This is a genomic window from Buttiauxella sp. B2 (genome assembly GCF_006376615.1).
GTDB lineage: Bacteria > Pseudomonadota > Gammaproteobacteria > Enterobacterales > Enterobacteriaceae > Buttiauxella.
This window is the reverse complement of the sequence record NZ_VEXQ01000002.1, coordinates 173,952-194,456: the sequence shown is the minus strand read 5'-3', so window position 1 is coordinate 194,456 and position 20,505 is coordinate 173,952. Positions and strand designations below refer to the sequence as shown.

19 protein-coding genes are annotated in these 20,505 nt (G+C 48.6%); 10 read left to right on the top strand and 9 right to left on the bottom strand.

Translation table 11 applies throughout. The features are described 5' to 3' along the window. The first annotated feature begins 53 nt into the window (after positions 1-53). Positions 54-1,349 (top strand): rhodanese-like domain-containing protein, encoded by a 1,296-nt coding sequence (locus FH968_RS04090; RefSeq protein WP_139877675.1) that lies wholly within the window; start codon positions 54-56, stop codon positions 1,347-1,349. A gap of 90 nt (positions 1,350-1,439) precedes the next feature. On the opposite strand, the gene FH968_RS04085 is transcribed toward FH968_RS04090, so the two are convergent. Together FH968_RS04085 and FH968_RS04080 are read right to left on the bottom strand one after the other, a co-directional pair. Further along, on the bottom strand, positions 1,440-2,051 hold the full coding sequence (locus FH968_RS04085) for a CDP-alcohol phosphatidyltransferase family protein (protein WP_139877673.1): 612 nt from the start codon (positions 2,049-2,051) through the stop codon (positions 1,440-1,442). Further along, positions 2,044-2,622 carry a carboxymuconolactone decarboxylase family protein gene (locus tag FH968_RS04080; RefSeq protein ID WP_139877671.1) on the bottom strand — a complete coding sequence of 193 codons (579 nt, stop codon included), beginning with the start codon at positions 2,620-2,622 and terminating at the stop codon, positions 2,044-2,046. The genes FH968_RS04085 and FH968_RS04080 overlap by 8 nt, the downstream gene beginning before the upstream one ends. Before the next feature lie 73 nt (positions 2,623-2,695). On the opposite strand from FH968_RS04080, the gene FH968_RS04075 reads away from it, so the two are divergent. Further along, positions 2,696-3,109, top strand: a complete 414-nt coding sequence (locus FH968_RS04075; RefSeq protein WP_139877669.1) for a pyrimidine (deoxy)nucleoside triphosphate diphosphatase — start codon at positions 2,696-2,698, stop codon at positions 3,107-3,109. On the opposite strand, the gene FH968_RS04070 is transcribed toward FH968_RS04075, so the two are convergent. From FH968_RS04070 to FH968_RS04055, 4 genes are all read right to left on the bottom strand, one after another. Further along, the gene (locus FH968_RS04070) at positions 3,069-3,311 is read right to left on the bottom strand and encodes a DUF1496 domain-containing protein (protein ID WP_139877667.1); all 243 of its coding nucleotides are present in this window, start codon (positions 3,309-3,311) and stop codon (positions 3,069-3,071) included. The genes FH968_RS04075 and FH968_RS04070 overlap by 41 nt on opposite strands. Next, positions 3,277-5,268, bottom strand: a complete 1,992-nt coding sequence (locus FH968_RS04065; RefSeq protein WP_139878036.1) for a DNA topoisomerase III — start codon at positions 5,266-5,268, stop codon at positions 3,277-3,279. Before FH968_RS04065 ends, FH968_RS04070 begins: the two co-directional genes overlap by 35 nt. Positions 5,269-5,272: 4 nt before the next feature. Beyond that, positions 5,273-6,316: a selenide, water dikinase SelD gene (gene selD, locus FH968_RS04060; protein WP_139877665.1), complete on the bottom strand. Its 1,044-nt coding sequence runs from the start codon at positions 6,314-6,316 to the stop codon at positions 5,273-5,275. Positions 6,317-6,434: 118 nt separating this feature from the next. Then, positions 6,435-6,986: an NAD(P)H nitroreductase gene (locus FH968_RS04055; RefSeq protein WP_139877663.1), complete on the bottom strand. Its 552-nt coding sequence runs from the start codon at positions 6,984-6,986 to the stop codon at positions 6,435-6,437. 170 nt (positions 6,987-7,156) lie between these two features. On the opposite strand from FH968_RS04055, the gene sppA reads away from it, so the two are divergent. The 4 genes from sppA to FH968_RS04035 all read left to right on the top strand — a co-directional run bounded on the left by sppA (position 7,157) and on the right by FH968_RS04035 (position 12,224). Beyond that, positions 7,157-9,007, top strand: coding sequence for a signal peptide peptidase SppA (gene sppA / locus FH968_RS04050; RefSeq protein ID WP_139877661.1), 1,851 nt, complete (start codon positions 7,157-7,159; stop codon positions 9,005-9,007). Between the two features lie 89 nt (positions 9,008-9,096). Then, positions 9,097-10,113: an asparaginase gene (gene ansA / locus FH968_RS04045; protein WP_139877659.1), complete on the top strand. Its 1,017-nt coding sequence runs from the start codon at positions 9,097-9,099 to the stop codon at positions 10,111-10,113. Between the two features lie 9 nt (positions 10,114-10,122). Continuing rightward, positions 10,123-10,752, top strand: coding sequence for a bifunctional nicotinamidase/pyrazinamidase (pncA, locus tag FH968_RS04040; RefSeq protein ID WP_139877656.1), 630 nt, complete (start codon positions 10,123-10,125; stop codon positions 10,750-10,752). Positions 10,753-10,952: 200 nt separating this feature from the next. After that, the gene (locus FH968_RS04035) at positions 10,953-12,224 is read left to right on the top strand and encodes a glycoside hydrolase family 18 protein (RefSeq protein WP_139877654.1); all 1,272 of its coding nucleotides are present in this window, start codon (positions 10,953-10,955) and stop codon (positions 12,222-12,224) included. A gap of 169 nt (positions 12,225-12,393) precedes the next feature. On the opposite strand, the gene FH968_RS04030 is transcribed toward FH968_RS04035, so the two are convergent. Continuing rightward, positions 12,394-12,669 (bottom strand): YeaC family protein, encoded by a 276-nt coding sequence (locus tag FH968_RS04030; RefSeq protein WP_139878035.1) that lies wholly within the window; start codon positions 12,667-12,669, stop codon positions 12,394-12,396. A 42-nt stretch (positions 12,670-12,711) separates the two neighbouring features. Then, positions 12,712-13,125, bottom strand: a complete 414-nt coding sequence (gene msrB / locus FH968_RS04025) for a peptide-methionine (R)-S-oxide reductase MsrB (protein WP_139877652.1) — start codon at positions 13,123-13,125, stop codon at positions 12,712-12,714. 346 nt (positions 13,126-13,471) lie between these two features. On the opposite strand from msrB, the gene gapA reads away from it, so the two are divergent. The 3 genes from gapA (at position 13,472) to FH968_RS04010 (ending at position 17,246) form a co-directional block, all read left to right on the top strand. Further along, positions 13,472-14,467 carry a glyceraldehyde-3-phosphate dehydrogenase gene (gapA, locus tag FH968_RS04020; RefSeq protein WP_139877650.1) on the top strand — a complete coding sequence of 332 codons (996 nt, stop codon included), beginning with the start codon at positions 13,472-13,474 and terminating at the stop codon, positions 14,465-14,467. 76 nt (positions 14,468-14,543) lie between these two features. Beyond that, positions 14,544-15,431 (top strand): D-hexose-6-phosphate mutarotase, encoded by an 888-nt coding sequence (locus tag FH968_RS04015; RefSeq protein WP_139877648.1) that lies wholly within the window; start codon positions 14,544-14,546, stop codon positions 15,429-15,431. Between the two features lie 438 nt (positions 15,432-15,869). After that, positions 15,870-17,246: a RidA family protein gene (locus FH968_RS04010; protein WP_223271282.1), complete on the top strand. Its 1,377-nt coding sequence runs from the start codon at positions 15,870-15,872 to the stop codon at positions 17,244-17,246. Between the two features lie 132 nt (positions 17,247-17,378). Here the strand turns inward: FH968_RS04010 and FH968_RS04005 are convergent, their stop codons facing one another. Continuing rightward, positions 17,379-18,128, bottom strand: a complete 750-nt coding sequence (locus FH968_RS04005; RefSeq protein WP_139877646.1) for a MipA/OmpV family protein — start codon at positions 18,126-18,128, stop codon at positions 17,379-17,381. A gap of 426 nt (positions 18,129-18,554) precedes the next feature. Here FH968_RS04005 and yeaG point away from each other — a divergent pair, with 426 nt between their 5' ends. Next, entirely contained in the window at positions 18,555-20,489 is a 1,935-nt protein-coding gene (gene yeaG, locus FH968_RS04000) for a protein kinase YeaG (protein ID WP_139877643.1), read from the top strand. The last annotated feature ends 16 nt before the right edge of the window (positions 20,490-20,505 follow it).

The window sequence follows — 20,505 nt, the reverse complement described above, 5'->3', positions numbered from 1 at the left end:
CTGATATTTGGCAAGAATAGCGGCTCTTTTTCTCTCCTTTCTCAGGTTATAAGATGAAACGTGTTTCTCAACTAACCGCCACCTTGATGTTATCTGGGTTGGCGCACATGGCAATCGCTGCAGACCAGCCTTCTCAGATGACTTTTTCCAGCATTCAAGCGCAGCACGGCGTGGTTATTGATACACGTCCAAGTGCCTTTTATAACGGTTGGCCGCAAACCGTTCACGGTGTGGGTGGGCATGAACCTGCCGCACTCAATTTATCTGCCAGTTGGCTGGGTATGATGAATGACGAACAACTGAAACTGTGGGCACAGCAGCACAACATTGCCCCAGATAGCCTGATTGCGCTGTACGGTCAAAGTGATGAAACAAAAGCGGTGAAAGCACGCCTGGTGAAACTTGGCTATCCGCATATCGCAGTGTTGTCCGATGCTTTGCAACAACCTGCCCGCCTGCAAAAAATGGCGCATTTTGAACAGCTTGTTTACCCGCAATGGCTACATAACCTGATGCAGAATAAACCTGTCGTAGCAAAACCTGTGGGCGAAGTAAAAATCATCGAAGCCGCCTGGGGTGCGCCAAAACAGTATTTGCTGAGCCATATTCCAGGTGCTGATTACATCGACACCAATGACATCGAAAGCGAACCGCTGTGGAATAAAGTCTCTGATGACAAGCTTAAAGCGTTGTTGGCAAAACACGGTATTCGTCATGACACCACGGTGATTATGTACGGGCGTGATGTCTACGCTGCGGCGCGCGTCGCACAAATTCTGTTGTATGCGGGCGTGAAAGATGTGCGCATGCTGGATGGCGGCTGGCAGAGTTGGTCTGATGCAAAATTGCCTGTAGAGCGGGGTTTACCAAATGACGTTAAACCGGCTCCAGATTTTGGTGCAACCATTCCGGGGCAGCCACAGTTGATGCTCGACACCGAGCAAGCTCGTGGGCTGTTAGGTCGTAAAGATGCCTCTCTGGTCAGCATTCGTTCGTGGCCTGAGTTTATCGGCACCACCAGCGGCTATAACTACATTAAACCAAAAGGTGAGATTGCCGGTGCGCGTTGGGGACATGCAGGTTCTGATTCCACGCATATGGAAGACTTCCATAATCCAGACGGCACCATGCGTTCAGCTGATGACATTGCAGCGATGTGGAAAAGCTGGAACATTACCCCTGACCAGCATGTTGCGTTCTATTGCGGCACCGGCTGGCGCGCGTCTGAAACCTTCATGTATGCTCGCGCAATGGGCTGGCAGAATGTTGGCGTGTACGACGGTGGCTGGTATGAATGGAGCAGTAATCCGCAGAACTCAGTTGTGACGGGCGAGCGTAAACCGGACTAAACCTTTTGTCACTGGTGGATGTCGCTAACGCTAATCCACCCTACAACTTCTTGTTTTCGTAGGTCGGATTAGCGTTAGCGACATCCGACATTAAATGCGTTTTAACGTCTGATAACCACTCCATATCCGCGTAAAAGTCGTCATCCAACACAACGCACCAAACACCCATGCGAACCAGATAAACAAATGCGGAAACAGGCAGCTCAAGACAAATAGCGCGATGGTTTCCGTTCCTTCCGTTAATCCACCCAGATAGTAAAACGATTTGTGTGCATACCCGGGGTTATCAAGCTGATGTTTTTGCACGACAGCGGCAAAGGCAAGAAAACTGCTGCCTGTGCCGATAAACGCAAACAAAAGCCATCCGCCAGCCAGTGCGTTTTGCGCAGAGTCGGCAAGGATAAAACCAAACGGCACCAGGGCGTAAAACAAAAAATCCAGGGCGATATCCAGAAAACCACCAGCATCGGTCAAACCACGCCGCCGCGCCAGCGCACCGTCTAAACCATCGAACAGACGGTTTAGCGCAATAGCCACTAGCGCTGCGCCATACCATTGCAGCGCCAGAAACGGCAAAGCGAGCACACCGATAGCAAAACCTAACAATGTCAGCCCATCGGGTGTAATGCCGGGTTTATCCAGTGCACTTGCCACACGCTCAAGCGTTGGTTTAATGCGAGGATGAAGATAGCTATCAAACATTGGGCGGTTTCCCCGTTGTGCTGACACACAACCCTTGAGCCGGTATATCCAACGCGGCATTAAAACGTGCAGAGAGGTTCTGAAAAGCAATTAACGCGGTTAATTCGGTAATGGCTTTCTCATCAAAATGCGTTTTCAATTCTTCTTTCAGCGCGTCGCTAATTTGCGGTGGCGTTGCGGTCATCGCATCAGCATAGGCCAACGCGGTTTGTTCTTTAGCGGTGAACAATGTTTCCTCACTCCAGTTGGCAACCGCCAGTACTTTTTCCATCGAACCACTGCGTTCTGCCAGCCGCAAACTGTTGGCATCAATGCAGAATTCGCAACAACATTGCTGGGAGACACGCGTCATCACCAATGAACGCACCACCGCATCAATACCCGAGCGTCGCCGCTCAAGAAAACCGACAAACAAAGCAACCAGCCAGAATAAATAGGGAAAACGCCCCCACCAGCGTGTGGGGTTGAGCACCGCACCGAAATGCTTTTGTTGCATCGTCACAATGGGCCACAAACTGGCAGGCAATTTTTCAAGCGGTTTCACCCACGGGGAGCTCTTTTTAGTCATCATTCGGGAAGGTCTTCAGATAAGCATTGATGGCGGGTATTATGCCACGCCCACGAACGAAGTTTGGAAAGGTACGATGAAAAGCATTGATGTGGTTGCGGCCATTATTGAGCAACACGGTAAAATTTTGCTCGCACGTCGCCCTGAAAGCGGTGACCAGGCGGGTTTGTGGGAATTTCCTGGCGGCAAAGTTGACGGGAAAGAGTCGCAGCCTGCTGCACTTACGCGGGAGCTTGAAGAAGAATTAGCGATTAAAGCGGTGGTGGGGAATTATGTCGCCAGCCATCAGCGTGAAGTGTCCGGGCGGATTATTCATCTTCATGCCTGGCATGTGCCTGAGTTTACCGGTGAAATGACAGCGCTTTGCCACAGTGAACTGGTCTGGTGTTTACCTGCCGAGGCGTTTAATTACACGCTTGCCCCGGCAGATATTCCCTTACTTGAAGCGTTTATGTCTTTACGCGACGCCACACTAAAGGATTCGTGCTGAGGGTCTTCTCGTCACGCTGGCACTGTAGCAATACACCACCATCAGCTTTCACCACTGCTCCTTCAGAATAATTCTGATCCTGATAAATACAACACTGGCTACACGGCGCAGCGCGCTGCCCTTGAGAGCTAAACACTTCCGCCGGCACGTTGATATCGACCTGCGGATCAAGGCGTTGTGCCATCCCCGGCAGGCTGGTCATTATCAGTGCTGCGCCGACGACGAGCAGGTTTTTTAGTCGCATCATCACTTCCCTCTTTTTTCGCCCATTGCTTGCGTGGTTTTTTCTGATCGTCCGGGGCTTTAACCCCTTTGAAAGCGTGATGAACCGGCTTGGTACGCGCTTGATGAATCAATTCATACAGGGTTTGCACCAGCGGCTGCATAAAGTCCTGATAACGACACTGCTTTTCGCTGATTTGCGTCAGTGTCGATTCCCACTGTGCTGTCATATCCGGCCTTGCTGCCAGTTCTGGGAGCGAATGAATCAACGCACGACCTGCATCAGACGAATGAATATAGCGTCCTTTTTTCACCAGGAAAGTACGCTTAAATAACAGTTCTATGATCCCGGCCCGGGTTGCTTCAGTACCCAACCCGTCCGTTGCTCGCAGGATCTTTTTCAGATCTTTATCCTGCACAAAACGAGCAATCCCGGTCATTGCAGAGAGCAACGTCGCATCGGTGAAATGGCGTGGCGGCTGAGTTTGACGCTCAATCACTTCACCTTTTTCACACAACAGTTCGTCACCTTTAGCCACCACCGGCAACGGCGTGCCATCGTTCTCTTCGTCGCGTTCTTTACTTCCCAACAGCGTACGCCAGCCCGCCTCGGCCAGGAAACGCGCTTTGGCGTTAAACTTACCGCCAGCAATATCGAGATCGATGGTGCATTTACGGAACACCGCATCGGCACAGAACTGCATTAGGTATTGTCGGGCGACGAGGTTGTAAACTTTAGCTTCATTTTCAGAAAGCGAGATCTTAGAGCTACGCGCCGTAGGAATTATCGCATGGTGGGCATCAACTTTTTTATCATCCCAACAGCGGTTACGCAGATCGGTATTAACCGCAGGCTGCGGCAACAAGTCAGGCTGATGAATGCTGATTGCGTTCAGTACCGCGTGGCGACCAGCAAAATGTTCTTCCGGTAAGTAACGACAATCAGAGCGAGGATAAGTGATCAGCTTGTGTGTTTCATACAACTTCTGGCAGATATCCAGTACGTTCTGCGCACTTAAACCAAAGCGCCTTGCCGCTTCAATTTGCAAACTGGAAAGCGAGAATGGCAATGGAGCCACTTCTGATTCCCGTTTATCATTATATGCGGTGACGATTGCCGGTTGCCCGCCAATACGGTTCACCACATGCTCTGCCAGCGGGCGGTGCAATAAGCGCCCTTCTTCGTCCTGATAAGGCTCGCAAGATTCGCTTGGCTGCCAGGTCGCCACAAAGCGTTCATCCGCAGGCGTGACAATATGCGCTTTCACTTCAAAGAAATCTTTCGCAATGAAGTTCTCAATTTCTTCATCACGACGTACAACAAGACCCAGTACAGGCGTTTGCACACGCCCGACAGAAAGCACGCCCTGGTAACCCGCATTACGCCCAAGAATGGTGTAAGCGCGGGTCATGTTGATACCGTAAAGCCAGTCTGCACGGGCACGGGCAAGTGCTGAAACACACAGTGGGATGAATTCACTGTTCGCACGCAGACGGGTAATAGCACGTTCAACAGCTTGCGGGTTAAGATCGTTAATCAAACAGCGTTGCACTTGCTGGCGCTTTTCGGGTGCGAGTTCAAGATAGTCCAGCACTTCGTCTACCAGCAGTTGCCCTTCGCGATCCGGGTCACCTGCGTGAACCACTTCGTCAGCCTGCACGAGCAGTTTTTTGATGGCATTGAGCTGTTTGGTGACCGACGGGCGCGGCTGTAACTGCCATTTTTCCGGCACAATCGGTAAGTCGGCAAGATTCCAGCGCGCGTAACGGCCATCGTAAGCATCCGGCTGAGCCTGTTCCAGCAAGTGACCGATACACCAGGTCACAACTTGCCCATTACCACACTCAATAAACCCATCACCCCGACGATGGGGTTTGGGTAGCACATCAGCAATAGCGCGAGCGAGGCTGGGTTTTTCGGCAATAAACAGACGCATCAGATTAACGAATCTCAATCATCGGGCGACCGGCACGCGCTTCTTTTAGCTCGCCAATCGCCGTCAGTTTGATACCATTTTTTTCGGCAACAGCGGCAACAGCGGCTTCTGCATCGGCTTCAACGGCTAATAACAAGCCACCGGAAGTCTGTGGGTCACAGAGTAAATCACGCTGCGCCTGGGTCATTTCGCCCATAACCGAACCGTAGCTTGCGAAGTTACGCGCGGTTCCGCCTGGCACACAACCTTGCGCGATATAGTCTTCGACATCCGGCAGTTTAGGAACTTTATCGAACCAGACTTCAGCCTGAACCCCTGCGCCCTGGCACATTTCGCTAAGGTGCCCCAACAGGCCAAAACCGGTAACATCGGTCATCGAGGTAACACCTTCGATGTCGGCAAATTCCGCACCCGGTTTATTCAATTGGCACATGACTTCTGCCGCAAGGCCGTAGTGTTCAGGTTTTAGCAGCGATTTTTTCTCAGCAGTGGTCAACACGCCAATACCGAGCGGCTTGGTGAGGAACAGTTTGCAACCTGCGGTGGCCGAGCTGTTTTTCTTAACGCGATCAGTTGGCACAATGCCGGTCACTGCGAGCCCAAAAATAGGCTCTGGTGCGTCGATGGAATGACCACCAGCCAGGGAAATGCCCGCTTGCTGGCAAACGAATCGCCCGCCTTCAATCACTTTACGCGCGATTTCTGGGGCCAGCGTGTTAATAGGCCAACCGAGAATAGCGATAGCCATAATCGGTTTTCCGCCCATCGCGTAGATATCACTGATAGCGTTAGTGGCAGCAATACGCCCAAAGTCGAACGGATCGTCAACAATTGGCATAAAGAAATCGGTGGTGCTGATGACGCAAGTACCGTTGCCCAGATCGTAAACCGCCGCATCATCACTGGTCTCGTTCCCTACCAGCAAATTGGGATCAACAAATTTTGCCTGTTCAGAGTGCAGAATAGTTTGCAGGACTTTCGGGGAAATTTTGCAGCCGCAACCAGCTCCGTGGCTGTACTGGGTCAAACGAACGGTTTGCTCACTCATGGACTACTCCTGTCATTGGCAATCGCTCTATGGTAGCGCTCAAATGACAAGGAGGTAAGACCGCGTGTCTGAATTGCGCCGTTCTTGCTCACAATCCAGACAGCTTTTGCGTGTTTGCTTAGAATCTGCGCACAAACGGGGCGATGTCGGACACACTCACCGTGGTAGAGGCTTTCAGTTGTGGCGTTCCCAGATACAGGAAACCAACGACTTCGTCTTGTTCACGACAGTGAAGCGCTTCACGCACGGCTTCGCTTTCCGTCCAGATACCAGTACGCCAGATGCCGTTATAGCCCTGAGCGACCGCCGCCATCTGCATTGCCATTACCGCACAGCCAGCAGACACAACCTGTTCCCAGACCGGGACTTTATGATTGTCATCGCAATGAGCGACAACCGCGATAATTTGAGGAGCACGGAACGGCGCAGTGCGCGCTTTTTCGATACCCTTTTCGTCTTGCTCTTCAGCAATAGCGGCTTGTTCCATGACTTTACTGAAGCGTTCACGGCCTTCACCTTCAATCACAATAAAGCGCCACGGTTGCAGTGTTCCGTGATCAGGCGCGCGCATACCGGCACGAATAATATTTTCAAGCGCCTCACCTGTTGGGGCGGGTTCAGCCAGACGGGAAGCGCTGCGGCGGTTAAGAAGTAATTCAAGTGCATCCATTTGATAACCCCTGTAATGAATTTAATCGGCAAAATTAACACAGCAGGTGATTTTGTTACAGCGCAGGGCAGATTTCCTACTGACTTTTGCCCTGGGGATATTTAGGATAGCAGTCACTTTAGCTGCTATATAGTGAGATGCGGCAGCTTGTTGAACGTTACGGAGAGTACATGCGTACCATTGGGCGATTTGTTGCCGGTTTTTTTAAGTGGACCTGGCGTCTGCTTAACTTTATTCGAGAGTTTATTCTCAACCTCTTTTTAGTTCTTCTGGTACTGGTTGGTGTTGGGATCTGGATGCAGATCAACAGCGCACCAGCAGAACCTGCACGTGGCGCATTGTTGCTTGATATCACTGGTGTGGTAGTCGATAAGCCATCGGTGAGCAATAAATTGGGTGTGATTGGCCGTCAGTTGCTGGGTGCCAGTTCCGACCGATTGCAGGAAAACTCCCTGTTTGATGTGGTCGATACTATTCGCCAGGCCAAAGACGACCGCAATATCACCGGTATCGTGCTGGATTTAAAAGAGTTTGCCGGTGGTGATCAACCATCTATGCAATATATCGGCAAAGCGCTGCGTGAATTCCGCGATAGCGGCAAGCCAGTGTATGCGGTGGGTGATAGCTATAACCAAGGGCAATATTATCTGGCGAGTTTCGCCAATAAAATCTGGCTCTCTCCGCAAGGCATGGTGGATTTACACGGTTTCGCCACTAACTCGCTGTATTACAAAACGCTGCTCGATAAGCTGAAAGTGTCCACGCATATCTTCCGCGTGGGGACTTATAAGTCCGCCGTTGAACCATTTATTCGCGATGACATGTCTCCTGCGGCAAAAGAAGCGGACAGCCGCTGGATTGGTGAGCTGTGGCAAAACTATCTTGGGACTATTGCGGCTAACCGCCAGATAACCGCTCAACAAGTGTTCCCTGGTGCGCAAGGTCTGCTTGATAACTTGCAAAAACTCGGTGGTGACACCGCGAAATACGCACTGGATAACAAACTGGTTGATGAGCTCGCCAGCAGCGCAACCGTTGATAAAGCGATGATCAAACAGTTTGGCTGGAACAAAGAAAACAAAGATTTCAGCTACACCAGTATGTATGACTACGTAGTGAAAAAACCTGCCGACAAAGGTGATGCGATTGCGGTGATCCTCGTAAATGGCGCAATTATGGACGGCGAGGAAACTCCAGGCCAGGTTGGTGGTGATACCACTGCCATACAAATTCGTGAAGCACGCCTTGATCCTAAAGTGAAAGCGATTGTGCTGCGAGTTAACAGCCCAGGTGGCAGTGTTAGTGCATCAGAAGTTATCCGTGATGAACTGGCGGCTGCGAAAGCTGCGGGCAAGCCAATTGTGGTTTCCATGGGCGGTATGGCGGCATCGGGTGGTTACTGGGTTTCCACCCCGGCCGATTACATCGTCGCAAGCCCGAATACATTGACCGGTTCAATTGGTATTTTTGGCGTCATCAATACAGTTGAAAACACCCTGGATTCAATTGGTGTTCATACTGATGGCGTGGCAACTTCGCCATTAGCGGACGTTGCAGTGACAAAGTCATTACCACCTGAAGTTCAGCAGATGATGCAGCTGACCATTGAAAATGGTTATAAACGCTTTATCAATCTGGTTGCTGAGTCCCGCAAAAAAACGCCGGAAGAAATTGATACAATCGCACAGGGCCATGTCTGGACCGGCCAGGATGCGAAAGCCAATGGTTTGGTGGACAGCCTCGGTGACTTCGACGATGCCGTTGCCAAAGCAGCTGAATTGGCGAAGCTGAAAACCTGGCATCTGGATTTCTGGCAGGATGATCCAAGCTTCGTTGATATGGTATTCAATAGCGTGAGCGGCTCGGTACGCGCCATGTTGCCACAAGTGGTGCAGGCGTATTTGCCAGCACCACTTGCAGATGCCGCCCTTGCGGTAAAAGCGCAAAACGATAAGTTTGGCACCATGAATGACCCGCAAAACCGATATGCCTTCTGTCTGACATGCGGTGATGTGCGTTAAAACCATTTCAGCCCGGTATTTACCGGGCTGATTTTTTTGCCCCATCCATCTATACTGCGCCGCATAACGTCAACTCCCTGAGTTTACTCATGCAAAAGAAATCCATCTACGTTGCCTATACCGGCGGTACTATCGGTATGCAGCGCTCAGAACACGGTTACATTCCCGTATCCGGTCATCTACAACGCCAGTTGGCTTTGATGCCAGAATTCCATCGTCAGGAAATGCCTGATTTCACTATTCATGAGTATCAGCCATTGATGGACTCCTCTGATATGACGCCCGAGGATTGGCAGCACATCGCCGATGACATTAAGGCGCATTACGATGAGTACGACGGTTTTGTTATCCTTCATGGCACTGACACCATGGCATTCACTGCCTCGGCGCTGTCGTTCATGCTGGAAAACCTCAGCAAACCGGTTATCGTGACTGGCTCGCAGATTCCTCTGGCTGAACTGCGCTCTGATGGGCAAATTAATTTGCTGAACTCTTTGTATATCGCGGCCAATTTCCCGATTAACGAAGTCAGCTTGTTCTTCAACAATCGTTTATATCGCGGTAATCGCACCACTAAAGCACATGCCGATGGTTTCGATGCCTTCGCCTCACCGAATCTTGCCCCGTTACTCGAAGCCGGGATCCACATTCGTCGCCTGAACACGCCTGCTGCGCCGCACGGAGAAGGTGAATTGATCGTTCACCCAATTACTCCGCAGCCGATTGGCGTGGTGACGATTTACCCTGGAATTTCTGCTGATGTTGTCGGTAACTTTTTACGCCAGCCGGTAAAAGCATTGATCCTGCGTTCTTACGGCGTGGGTAATGCGCCGCAGCACGGCGCGTTTCTCAAGGAGTTACAAGAAGCCTGTTCACGCGGAATTGTGGTGATGAACCTCACTCAATGTATGTCCGGCAAAGTGAATATGGGCGGTTACGCAACCGGCAATGCGTTGGCACAAGCAGGCGTTGTTAGTGGCTATGATATGACGGTAGAAGCGACACTGACTAAGCTTCACTATTTGCTCAGCCAAAATCTGGACGTGCAGTCCATTCGCGAAGCGATGTCGCAAAACTTGCGCGGCGAACTCACCCCAGACGAGTAAGGAGAAACCATGAAGCGTGCTTTGTTAATGGTCGATATACAGAACGATTTTTGTGCTGGTGGTGCGCTTGCTGTGCCTGATGGTGATAGTACAGTTGATGTGGCGAATGCATTAATTCGCTACTTCAAAGCGCGTGATGAAGCTGTTGTTGCCACACAAGACTGGCATCCGGCAAACCACGGAAGCTTTGCCAGTGCGCAAAAAACGGAACCTTACACCCAGGGGAAACTCGACGGGCTGAGACAAACCTGGTGGCCGGATCACTGCGTACAACATAGCGAAGGTGCAAAACTCCATCCTCTGCTCAGCAGCAACGAAATTGATGCTGTTTTTCAGAAAGGTGAAAACCCGCTGATTGATAGCTACAGCGGGTTCTTCGACAACGGCCACCGCCAGAAAACACAGCTCGACGATTGGTTATTTCGCCATGAAATTAAACAACTTGTCGTGCTTGGCCTGGCGACTGATTATTGCGTGAAGTTCACCGTACTTGATGCGCTGACATTGGGTTACGACGTGACGGTGATAACTGATGGCTGCCGTGGAGTGAATCTGCACCCACAAGACAGCCTGCGGGCATTTCAGACGATGTCTGCGGCAGGTGCAACATTGATGACGTTTGCTGATTTTACTTACTAAATCTTTTCAGGGCGTGAACGCGCCCTTTCCCCTTTCTCGATTCCGCTCTCATTCCTGGCTTTTTTTGCTCGCTCATTTTTGAGAGCGCTCTCATAATAACTTTGCTTATTAATGCAGCATGTTAGCTGTGTTTTTTACCTTCCGTCCTCCGGGTTACGGCAGGTCTTTATCGATATTGCTCGTCAAAGAGGAACTACCCCATGGTTTTCACGCGTAAACTGCTGCCGTTACTGGCGGTAATACAAATCGCCTGTGCCGGTGTGGCTCAGGCAAGCTCTTACATTTCGGTAGGTTATTTCAACGGTGGTGGCGATGTCACAGCCGGGCCAGGTGGCGATATAAATAAGCTCGATGTACGCCAGATAACCCACCTCAACTATTCGTTTGGCTTGATTTATAACGATGAGAAAGACGAAACCAATACTGCACTGAAAGACGCATCAAAACTGCATCAAATTTGGCTATCGCCAAAAGTCATCTCTGACCTTGAAAAGATCCCTGCGCTGCGTAAACAAAATCCACAGCTGAAAGTTTTACTGTCGGTTGGTGGTTGGGGCGCACGGGGTTTTTCAGGCGCTGCCGCAACACCTGAAAACCGCGCTGTATTTATTCGTTCAGTGCAGGACGTGATTGCACGCTACGGGCTTGATGGTATCGATCTGGACTGGGAATACCCGGTTAATGGTGCATGGGGACTGGTTGCCAGCATGCCTGAAGATCGAGCCAACTTCACCGCGTTGCTCAATGAGTTGCGTGCCGCGCTGGGCAAGCAGAAATTGCTTACCATTGCAGTTGCCGCTAACGTGAAAGGCCCATCAGAATGGGTCGATATGAAAGCCATCGCACCGACGCTTGATTATATCAACCTGATGGCATACGACATGGCGTATGGAACTCAATATTTCAACTCGAATCTTTATGACTCGAAAACATGGCCAACGGTTGCGAAAGCGGATAAGTACAGCGCTGACTATGTAGTGAATAATTATATTGCTGCGGGCATGAAGCCTGCGCAACTTAACCTCGGAATTGGTTTCTATGGTCGAGTGCCTAAGCGCGCAGTGGAGCCAGGCATTGACTGGGATAAACCAGATGCTGCCAAAAACCCGGTCACCCAGCCCTATTTTGGCGCACCGGAAAAAGCGGTGTTTATGTCATTTGGGCTAGATCTATCGAAGGACACCTATCTTAAATACAACGATATTGTGAGCAAAATGCTCAATGATCCGCAAAAACGATTTGCCGAACATTGGGATAACGACGCGCAAGTACCTTATCTGACAATGAAATATTCCGATGGCAAAGATCTGTTTGCTATCTCGTACGAGAACCCACGCTCAGTAGCTGCCAAAGCGGACTACATCAAAGCTAAAGGATTGGGTGGTGCGATGTTCTGGGAGTATGGCGCGGATGACAATAACCAGTTGGCAAAAGAGTTAGCGAAAGATTTGGGTATTAAGACAGAGCATTAATTTCAATCATACCCTAAATAATTGAGGTTACATCAAGGTGGTAAGAGAGTGAATCCTCTGGAGCTTACTCAGGTAAGTGACTGGGTTGAGTGATGTAGCCAACGCAGATGCAGCTTCAGGTATGACAGGTATATCAGGACGGGTGGCATTGCGTCACCCGCCTTTCAATTTACAGCTTCACCTTCACAATTGGTGCGGACCCAATCCCAAACTCTGCTTTGAGTTGCTGCTTACTCTTCATCACGATATTGCCATCCGTACCAATGGTCATATGCTGCGGGTCAGTGTTATGGCGAGTTTGCCACATCATCACCAATTGCAGACTGTTCTCTTTTTGATCGGGTGTGAGTGCGACACCGTCAGGCCATTTTCCCAACTCAACAGCTGTCACCAGACGTTGATAAACTTCCGGTGTCATTGAGGCCAACATCTCATCCAGGTTCATCATGCGGCAAGTTCCTGTGGAATAATTTGCTGAATCGATTTTTCAACCTTCGATTTGTTCACCGTTTTTATCGTCGGTAAAGTTCAACGAAGCTGAGTTTACGCAGTAGCGCTCGCCGGTTGGCTGCGGGCCATCCGGGAAAACATGACCTAAATGGGCTTCACAATTGCTGCAACGGATCTCAATCCGCTCCATGCCATGTGACAAATCCTTAATGTAGCGGATGGCGCTGTCGCTTACCGGCTCATAGAAGCTCGGCCAGCCGCAGCCGGAGTCAAACTTAGACTCCGACATAAACAAAGGCGCATCACACACCAGGCAGTGATAAACGCCGTCACGCTTGTTATGCAGCAGACGCCCGGAAAACGGTGGCTCAGTGCCATGTTTTTGGGTGACGTAAAACTGCATCTCAGACAGATTTTTTTTAGACGAATCAGGAGGTAATTGGTTAGCCATATGCGTACATCTCGTGCAGTGAATACTGTAACTGATAACAGCATGATTCTAACAAAAAATTAACAACGCCGTGCTACTTTTTGTTCTAAACTTACCCCTGAATTTCTGGCGTAACGCCAATTGTGATCTTTGTCACATTCCTGACGGAATTGTCCTTTAAAATTCCTCGCATCGTCCCCATTTGGATAAAGAGCCAAAAGGGAAGCGCGAGGCAGTTCAGTCGTTCAAATGATGTCCATAGGATTGATTTGTCGCAATGATTGACACGATTCCGCTTGACGCTGCGTAAGGTTTTTGTAATTTTACAGGCAACCTTTTATTCACTAACAAATAGCTGGTGGAATATATGACTATCAAAGTAGGTATCAACGGTTTTGGCCGTATCGGCCGTATTGTTTTCCGTGCTGCTCAGGAACGTTCTGACATCGAGATCGTTGCAATCAACGACCTGTTAGACGCAGAGTACATGGCTTACATGCTGAAATACGACTCAACTCATGGTCGTTTTAACGGCACTGTAGAAGTCAAAGACGGCCACCTGGTTGTTAACGGCAAAACTATCCGTGTTACCGCAGAGCGTGACCCGGCTAACCTGAAGTGGAACGAAGTCAACGTTGACGTAGTTGCTGAAGCAACTGGTCTGTTCTTGACTGACGAAACTGCTCGTAAGCACATCACTGCTGGCGCTAAAAAGGTTGTTCTGACTGGTCCTTCTAAAGACAGCACTCCAATGTTCGTTCGTGGTGCTAACTTCGAGAAATATGCTGGCCAGGATATCGTTTCTAACGCATCTTGCACCACCAACTGCCTGGCTCCACTGGCTAAAGTTCTTAACGACAACTTCGGTATCGTTGAAGGTCTGATGACCACTGTTCACGCAACTACTGCTACTCAGAAAACTGTTGATGGCCCGTCTCACAAAGACTGGCGCGGCGGCCGCGGCGCAGCTCAGAACATCATCCCTTCTTCTACCGGTGCTGCTAAAGCTGTAGGCGTTGTACTGCCAGAGCTGAACGGTAAAATCACTGGTATGGCGTTCCGCGTTCCAACTCCAAACGTGTCTGTAGTTGACCTGACCGTTCGTCTGGAAAAAGCAGCGACCTACGAAGAAATCAAGAATGCAATGAAAGCGGCTTCTCAAGGCGCAATGAAAGGCGTTCTGGGTTACACCGAAGACGACGTTGTTTCTACTGACTTCAACGGCGAAATCTGTACTTCTGTGTTCGATGCTAAAGCGGGTATCGCACTGAACGACAAATTTGTGAAAGTAGTTTCCTGGTACGACAACGAAACTGGCTACTCTCATAAAGTACTGGACCTGATTGCTCACATCTCCAAATAAGTTGAGATGAGTGATTAATCCTGAAGGGCGACTGTGGTCGCCCTTTTTTTTCGCCTTTGATCGATAGGTTGAACAAATGATTAATAAAATTTTTGCCCTTCCGGTTATTGAACAAATCACCCCTTCCCTGTCTCGCCGTCAGATTGATGAGCTGGACGTAATCGTTGTTGACCACCCACAAACGCGCGGCTCTTTTGCTCTGCAGGGTGCACATCTGCTGTCATGGAAGCCAACCGGTGAAGAAGAAGTACTGTGGCTCAGCGACAACACGCCATTCCAGAACGGTAAAGCCATTCGTGGCGGCGTGCCAATCTGTTGGCCATGGTTTGGCCCAGCAGCACAATCAGACCTACCAGCACACGGCTTTGCCCGTAACCTGGCATGGGCACTGACTGCGCACAACGAAGATGAAAGCGGCGTCTCATTGACCTTCGAATTGCAAAGTAACGAGACAACTCGTCAGTACTGGCCACATGATTTCACCCTTTATGCTCGTTACAAATTGGGTAACACCTGTGAGATGGAACTGGAAGCGCACGGTGAATTCGAAGTTAACTCAGCGCTGCACACGTACTTCAATGTTGGCAATATCGCTGATGTGAAAGTAAGCGGGCTCGGTAACAGATATATCGATAAAGTTCTGAATGCGACTGAAGGGCGTCTAACTGACGGTGTGCAAACTTTCCCTGATCGCACAGACCGTGTGTATCTGGAACCAGAAGAATGCAGCGTTATCCACGATGCGAGCCTGAATCGCACTATTGATGTGGTGCACCATCATCACTGCAATGTGGTTGGCTGGAACCCAGGTCCTGCACTTTCTGCATCTATGGCTGATATGCCAGACAATGGTTATAAGACATTTGTGTGTGTAGAAACCGCATGTGCAAGTACTACGCAGAAAGCAACGGCTGACAAGCCTGCACGTTTAGCTGCAACATTGCGTGTAGCGAAAAAAGCTTAAATCATATCTAGAGGCGTTTTGCGGCCTGGTGCTGGGAACGCCTTTTTTATGTGTATCAATAACCCAGTGTTACTTCCATGCAATTTTGAGTTCCCCATCACTTTAGTTTTCTCTTTCTCATCCCCACGCGTTTTACCAGAATCATTTGTTACTGTATTTTTCCTGTTTGGGGATCAGTATTATTGTACCCAGAAAAATAACCCTGCTGATTTTAGATTTATATTATCCAGGGGTGCAGTTAGCTGGGGTAGTGCTCCCGGTTGCCGGCAACAACTTGTTTAATCACTTCAAGTTTGAATACTAGCGAAAAATTGTATTCTCATCATGAGAAATTTTAGTTAGCAACTATCAAATTGATTTTCTAATCGCACGCTCACACAAATAAACCATACGATATTTATGTGACCCGCCTCGCAAATACATTCACGGAACGATCAATTGCTTTTATGGCATGTTTTTTGCTTACCAATTAACAACACAGACAAGGTTGATACGCCTATTAACCCTTGTTTTACAAAATCATTTTTAAAGGTTAATTTTATTATGAGCAGAAATAATGCCGTACTCGCAAGAAACACCGACAATGCGCCAAAAAGTATTGGCCACTATTCGCAAACTGTCGCATTCTCACATTATAATAACATTTCAGCTCAATTGCCTATCAACCCGAAAGTTGGGAAAATAGTCTCCGGCGGAGTAAAAGAGCAGACTAAACAGTGTTTAGAAAATATTCAGGCTATTTTAGAGAGTATTGATCATGTTATGAGCGATATTGTTAAGATCACAATATTCCTCAAAAACATTGCTGATCTTGATACTGTAAATGACGTTTATGCCACATTCTTCCCTGACTATGTACCCACGTTAACCATTGCCGCAGTCGCAGCGTTACCTCTGGATGCACTGATACAAGTTGAAGCTATTGTTTCAAACGGAGAAGGTACCATTCCGGAAGCACCACAAGCGGGTGACCTCATAAAAATCGCCAGAAATACCGAAAATGCCCCACTAAATCCATTGGCTACACAAACTGTCGCTTTTTCTCATTACAATAATCTCTCGGCTCAATTACCTATTATCCCCCATACAGGAAAATTAATAACAGGAGGCGTAGAAAAACAGACCGAGCAGTGTTTAAAGAATATCAAGGAAATTCTAGAAAATATTGATGTTCCTTTTGATGACATTGTAAAAATAAACATCTTCCTTAAAAACCTCTCAGATATAAAATCTGTTGACGAAGTTTATACAACCTTCTTCCCGGACTCGGCTATTGCCAGAACCGTAGCCTATGTCCCTGCAAGGACAGTTATTGCAGCAGAAGCACTGCCTATGGATGCGTTAGTACAAATCGAAGCCGTTGTGTCGCACGGAGATGGCACTCCTCCACAAGCTATTGTGGACAGACATGGGCTTATTATAAAATTTAATAACACACCAAATGCCCCAACAAATACGCTATCGGCACAAACGGTTTCTTTTTCTCACTACAATCATCTTTCAGCTCAATTACCTTTAGATCCAAAAACAGGACAAATCATAGCTGGAGATATAGATAAGCAAACTGAACAGTGTCTAAAAAATATAAAAGCAATTTTAGATAGCATTAATCACTGTATGAATGATGTGGTTAAAGTCAATATCTTCCTTAAGGATATAAAAAACATTGGTTCTGTGGACAACGTTTGCGCAACGTTTTTCTCAAATACCGGCCCTGCTCGGCGGGTAATTGGCGTGTCAGAATTGCCGCAAAATGCTTTAGTCCAAATTGAAGTCATTGTGTCAAATGCTGAAGGTACGCCCCCAATAGTTTGACATGCTTACTCACGTTGCGAGAAAGCTATGTAGTCAGCACAGCTGTAATTTGAATCGTGACGGGTGCAAATTAATGAATGAAAGGGGCGCAAGTGCCCCTTCTCAGTGCATAAATTGCACTATATTGCACCATTAGAAACTATAGGTAACGCCAGTCATAAATACCCCAGACCACTCTTTATCAACCATCGGGCTATCGGTGACTTCATTTGCCAGACGAACATAACGCCCCAGACCGAATACTCTCCAGTCCTGAGTCAATTTGTAGTTAACTGACAACTCAACATACGGCGACCAGCTACTTTCGGCTTCGTAAGAGCTAAGGCCACTACGGCTGGATTCACTCTTACTTATGCCATAGTAGTAATCATTTTGATTATCGCTGCTCCACTGCACACCGATCCCTGGTGTCAAAGTCAATCTATCGCTGTTGTAGCGATACAACCATGCGGTATCCCAGATGGCGCCATTGCTATTACCCAAAGTGTCACCCGCAAGTACAGTTCGCAGGAAACCATAATTGGTGTAATGCATATAAGAAAGCCCTGCCATTAGCGTCGCTTTGCGGTTATCTAGCTTACGCATGCTGTCAGAGTCGCTGTCTTTCGCCTGGAAGAATAACGGCGCATAGTAAGCGGTGACAGAGAGCTTATCGGTCTTGTCGTTCCACAGGTAGTAGCCCGCGTTTATACCACGCAGGTAAAAACTGTCCCCTTCATAACCCACCATAGGAACCGGATACACCCGGTCCTGATGGCCTTTGTAAGGATTCGGGGTGACCAATGCAGCAGCCCCTAAAGACCATGGGCCATCTGCTGCCTGTACAGCAGAAAAAGATGAGACAATCAATGCCCCTAATGCAAGAATTTTGAATTTGCTCACAATCCATTCAGTCCTTTAATCAAATAATCAGCGCCGAGAGTGTAACCTCTCTCGCTTTACCTCCCAAATTTTTTACTTATTCGAAATTTCAAACCAACTGATCAACATTGCACATACAAATTTCACCTTTTTTTCACTTTTATGAAAATCGTGTGATGCAAGCCCCACCCCTTTACAACAAAAGGAGAAATAAATGGATGAGTTATTGATATGTCATTGAAATTGGCTTGTGGCCGTATGCAAGTTTTGCAAATGCCATCTACGCTTTATTTTAGGAAGATGAAATACGCTGAACGCGGCAATTAAAGTGCCACGATACAAGTTGGCATAAGGGTTGCTCAAGATTCAGGGGACGTCTTCCGGGAGCCTCCATTACTCATACGAACGGCTCTCTAACCTGTGCTAAAAACGAAAGGACGGCATGCCATGAATATATTCGATCACTATCGCCAGCGTTATGAAGCTGCCAAGGACGAAGAGTTCACACTGCAGGAATTTCTTGCCATCTGTAAGCAAGATCGCAGTGCCTATGCTAATGCGGCAGAAAGGCTATTGATGGCCATTGGTGAGCCAGTAATGGTAGATACTGCCACAGAGCCACGGCTGTCCCGTCTCTTTTCTAACCGGGTGATCTCCCGTTATCCGGCGTTTGAAGAGTTCTATGGCATGGAAGAAGCCATTGAGCAGATTGTTGCTTATCTCAAACACGCAGCCCAAGGTTTGGAAGAGAAGAAACAGATCCTTTATTTACTGGGGCCGGTGGGTGGCGGTAAATCTTCACTCGCTGAACGTCTGAAAGCGCTGATGCAGCGCGTACCTATTTACACGCTTAGCGCCAATGGTGAGCGCAGCCCGGTGAATGATCATCCGCTGTGCCTGTTTAACCCACAAGAAGATGCTTCAATTCTTGAAAAAGAGTACGGAGTCCCAACCCGCTACCTCGGCACAATAATGTCACCATGGGCGGCAAAGCGTCTGCATGAGTTTGGCGGTGACATCACCAAATTTCGCGTAGTTAAAGTGTGGCCATCGATTCTGGCGCAAATTGCGATTGCCAAAACTGAACCGGGTGATGAGAACAACCAGGATATCTCAGCGCTGGTCGGTAAAGTGGATATTCGTAAACTGGAAAACCACGCGCAAAACGATCCTGATGCATATGGCTATTCAGGTGCATTGTGTCGCGCAAACCAAGGGATTATGGAATTTGTAGAAATGTTCAAGGCCCCAATCAAAGTGCTCCACCCGTTGCTGACCGCAACTCAGGAGGGGAACTATAACGGGACTGAAGGTATATCTGCCCTACCGTTTAATGGCATTATTCTGGCGCACTCCAACGAATCTGAGTGGGTAACGTTCCGTAATAATAAAAACAATGAGGCGTTTCTTGACCGTGTTTACATCGTCAAAGTGCCTTACTGCCTGCGAATTTCCGAAGAGATCAAAATCTACGAGAAATTACTTACGCACAGTGAATTACTGCATGCACCTTGTGCCCCTGGCACTCTGGAAACACTGTCTCGCTTCTCAATTCTGTCGCGTTTGAAAGAGCCGGAAAACTCCAGCATCTACTCCAAAATGCGTGTATATGATGGCGAAAGTCTGAAAGACACCGATCCGAAGGCGAAATCCTACCAGGAGTATCGTGATTACGCGGGTGTAGACGAAGGCATGAATGGGCTGTCGACACGTTTTGCGTTCAAAATCCTCTCCCGCGTGTTCAACTTTGACCACGTAGAAGTGGCCGCAAACCCTGTCCATTTGTTCTATGTACTCGAACAGCAAATTGAACGCGAACAGTTCCCACAGGATGTTGCAGAGAAGTATCTTGAACACCTGAAAGGCTACCTGATCCCGAAATACGCTGAATTTATCGGTAAAGAGATTCAGACTGCGTACCTCGAATCCTACTCAGAGTATGGGCAGAACATCTTCGACCGTTATGTCACCTACGCTGACTTCTGGATTCAGGATCAAGAATATCGCGACCCGGATACCGGCCAACTGTTTGACCGCGAATCTCTGAATGCGGAACTGGAAAAAATTGAAAAACCAGCCGGCATCAGCAACCCGAAAGATTTCCGCAACGAAATCGTCAACTTCGTGCTGCGTGCTCGCGCCCACAATAATGGTCGTAATCCTAACTGGACCAGTTACGAGAAGTTGCGCACGGTTATCGAGAAGAAAATGTTCTCGAATACCGAGGAGCTGCTGCCCGTTATCTCGTTCAATGCCAAAACCTCGACCGACGAGCAGAAGAAACACGATGACTTTGTCGATCGTATGATGGAGAAAGGCTACACCCGTAAACAAGTTCGCTTGTTGTGCGAATGGTATCTGCGGGTACGCAAATCTTCATAACGTCTGAGTCAAAGAT

Bases quoted from the DNA above. Each gene is read 5' to 3' on its own strand.
- msrB (WP_139877652.1), bottom strand. From the start codon at position 13,125: ATGGCTAACCAATTACCTCCTGATTCGTCTAAAAAAAATCTGTCTGAG.
- FH968_RS04030 (WP_139878035.1), bottom strand. From the start codon at position 12,669: ATGAACCTGGATGAGATGTTGGCCTCAATGACACCGGAAGTTTATCAA.
- FH968_RS04015 (WP_139877648.1), top strand. From the start codon at position 14,544: ATGATTAATAAAATTTTTGCCCTTCCGGTTATTGAACAAATCACCCCT.
- FH968_RS04035 (WP_139877654.1), top strand. From the start codon at position 10,953: ATGGTTTTCACGCGTAAACTGCTGCCGTTACTGGCGGTAATACAAATC.
- yeaG (WP_139877643.1), top strand. From the start codon at position 18,555: ATGAATATATTCGATCACTATCGCCAGCGTTATGAAGCTGCCAAGGAC.
- FH968_RS04075 (WP_139877669.1), top strand. From the start codon at position 2,696: ATGAAAAGCATTGATGTGGTTGCGGCCATTATTGAGCAACACGGTAAA.
- ansA (WP_139877659.1), top strand. From the start codon at position 9,097: ATGCAAAAGAAATCCATCTACGTTGCCTATACCGGCGGTACTATCGGT.
- sppA (WP_139877661.1), top strand. From the start codon at position 7,157: ATGCGTACCATTGGGCGATTTGTTGCCGGTTTTTTTAAGTGGACCTGG.
- FH968_RS04070 (WP_139877667.1), bottom strand. From the start codon at position 3,311: ATGACCAGCCTGCCGGGGATGGCACAACGCCTTGATCCGCAGGTCGAT.
- FH968_RS04085 (WP_139877673.1), bottom strand. From the start codon at position 2,051: ATGTTTGATAGCTATCTTCATCCTCGCATTAAACCAACGCTTGAGCGT.
- pncA (WP_139877656.1), top strand. From the start codon at position 10,123: ATGAAGCGTGCTTTGTTAATGGTCGATATACAGAACGATTTTTGTGCT.
- gapA (WP_139877650.1), top strand. From the start codon at position 13,472: ATGACTATCAAAGTAGGTATCAACGGTTTTGGCCGTATCGGCCGTATT.
- selD (WP_139877665.1), bottom strand. From the start codon at position 6,316: ATGAGTGAGCAAACCGTTCGTTTGACCCAGTACAGCCACGGAGCTGGT.
- FH968_RS04090 (WP_139877675.1), top strand. From the start codon at position 54: ATGAAACGTGTTTCTCAACTAACCGCCACCTTGATGTTATCTGGGTTG.
- FH968_RS04065 (WP_139878036.1), bottom strand. From the start codon at position 5,268: ATGCGTCTGTTTATTGCCGAAAAACCCAGCCTCGCTCGCGCTATTGCT.
- FH968_RS04080 (WP_139877671.1), bottom strand. From the start codon at position 2,622: ATGATGACTAAAAAGAGCTCCCCGTGGGTGAAACCGCTTGAAAAATTG.
- FH968_RS04055 (WP_139877663.1), bottom strand. From the start codon at position 6,986: ATGGATGCACTTGAATTACTTCTTAACCGCCGCAGCGCTTCCCGTCTG.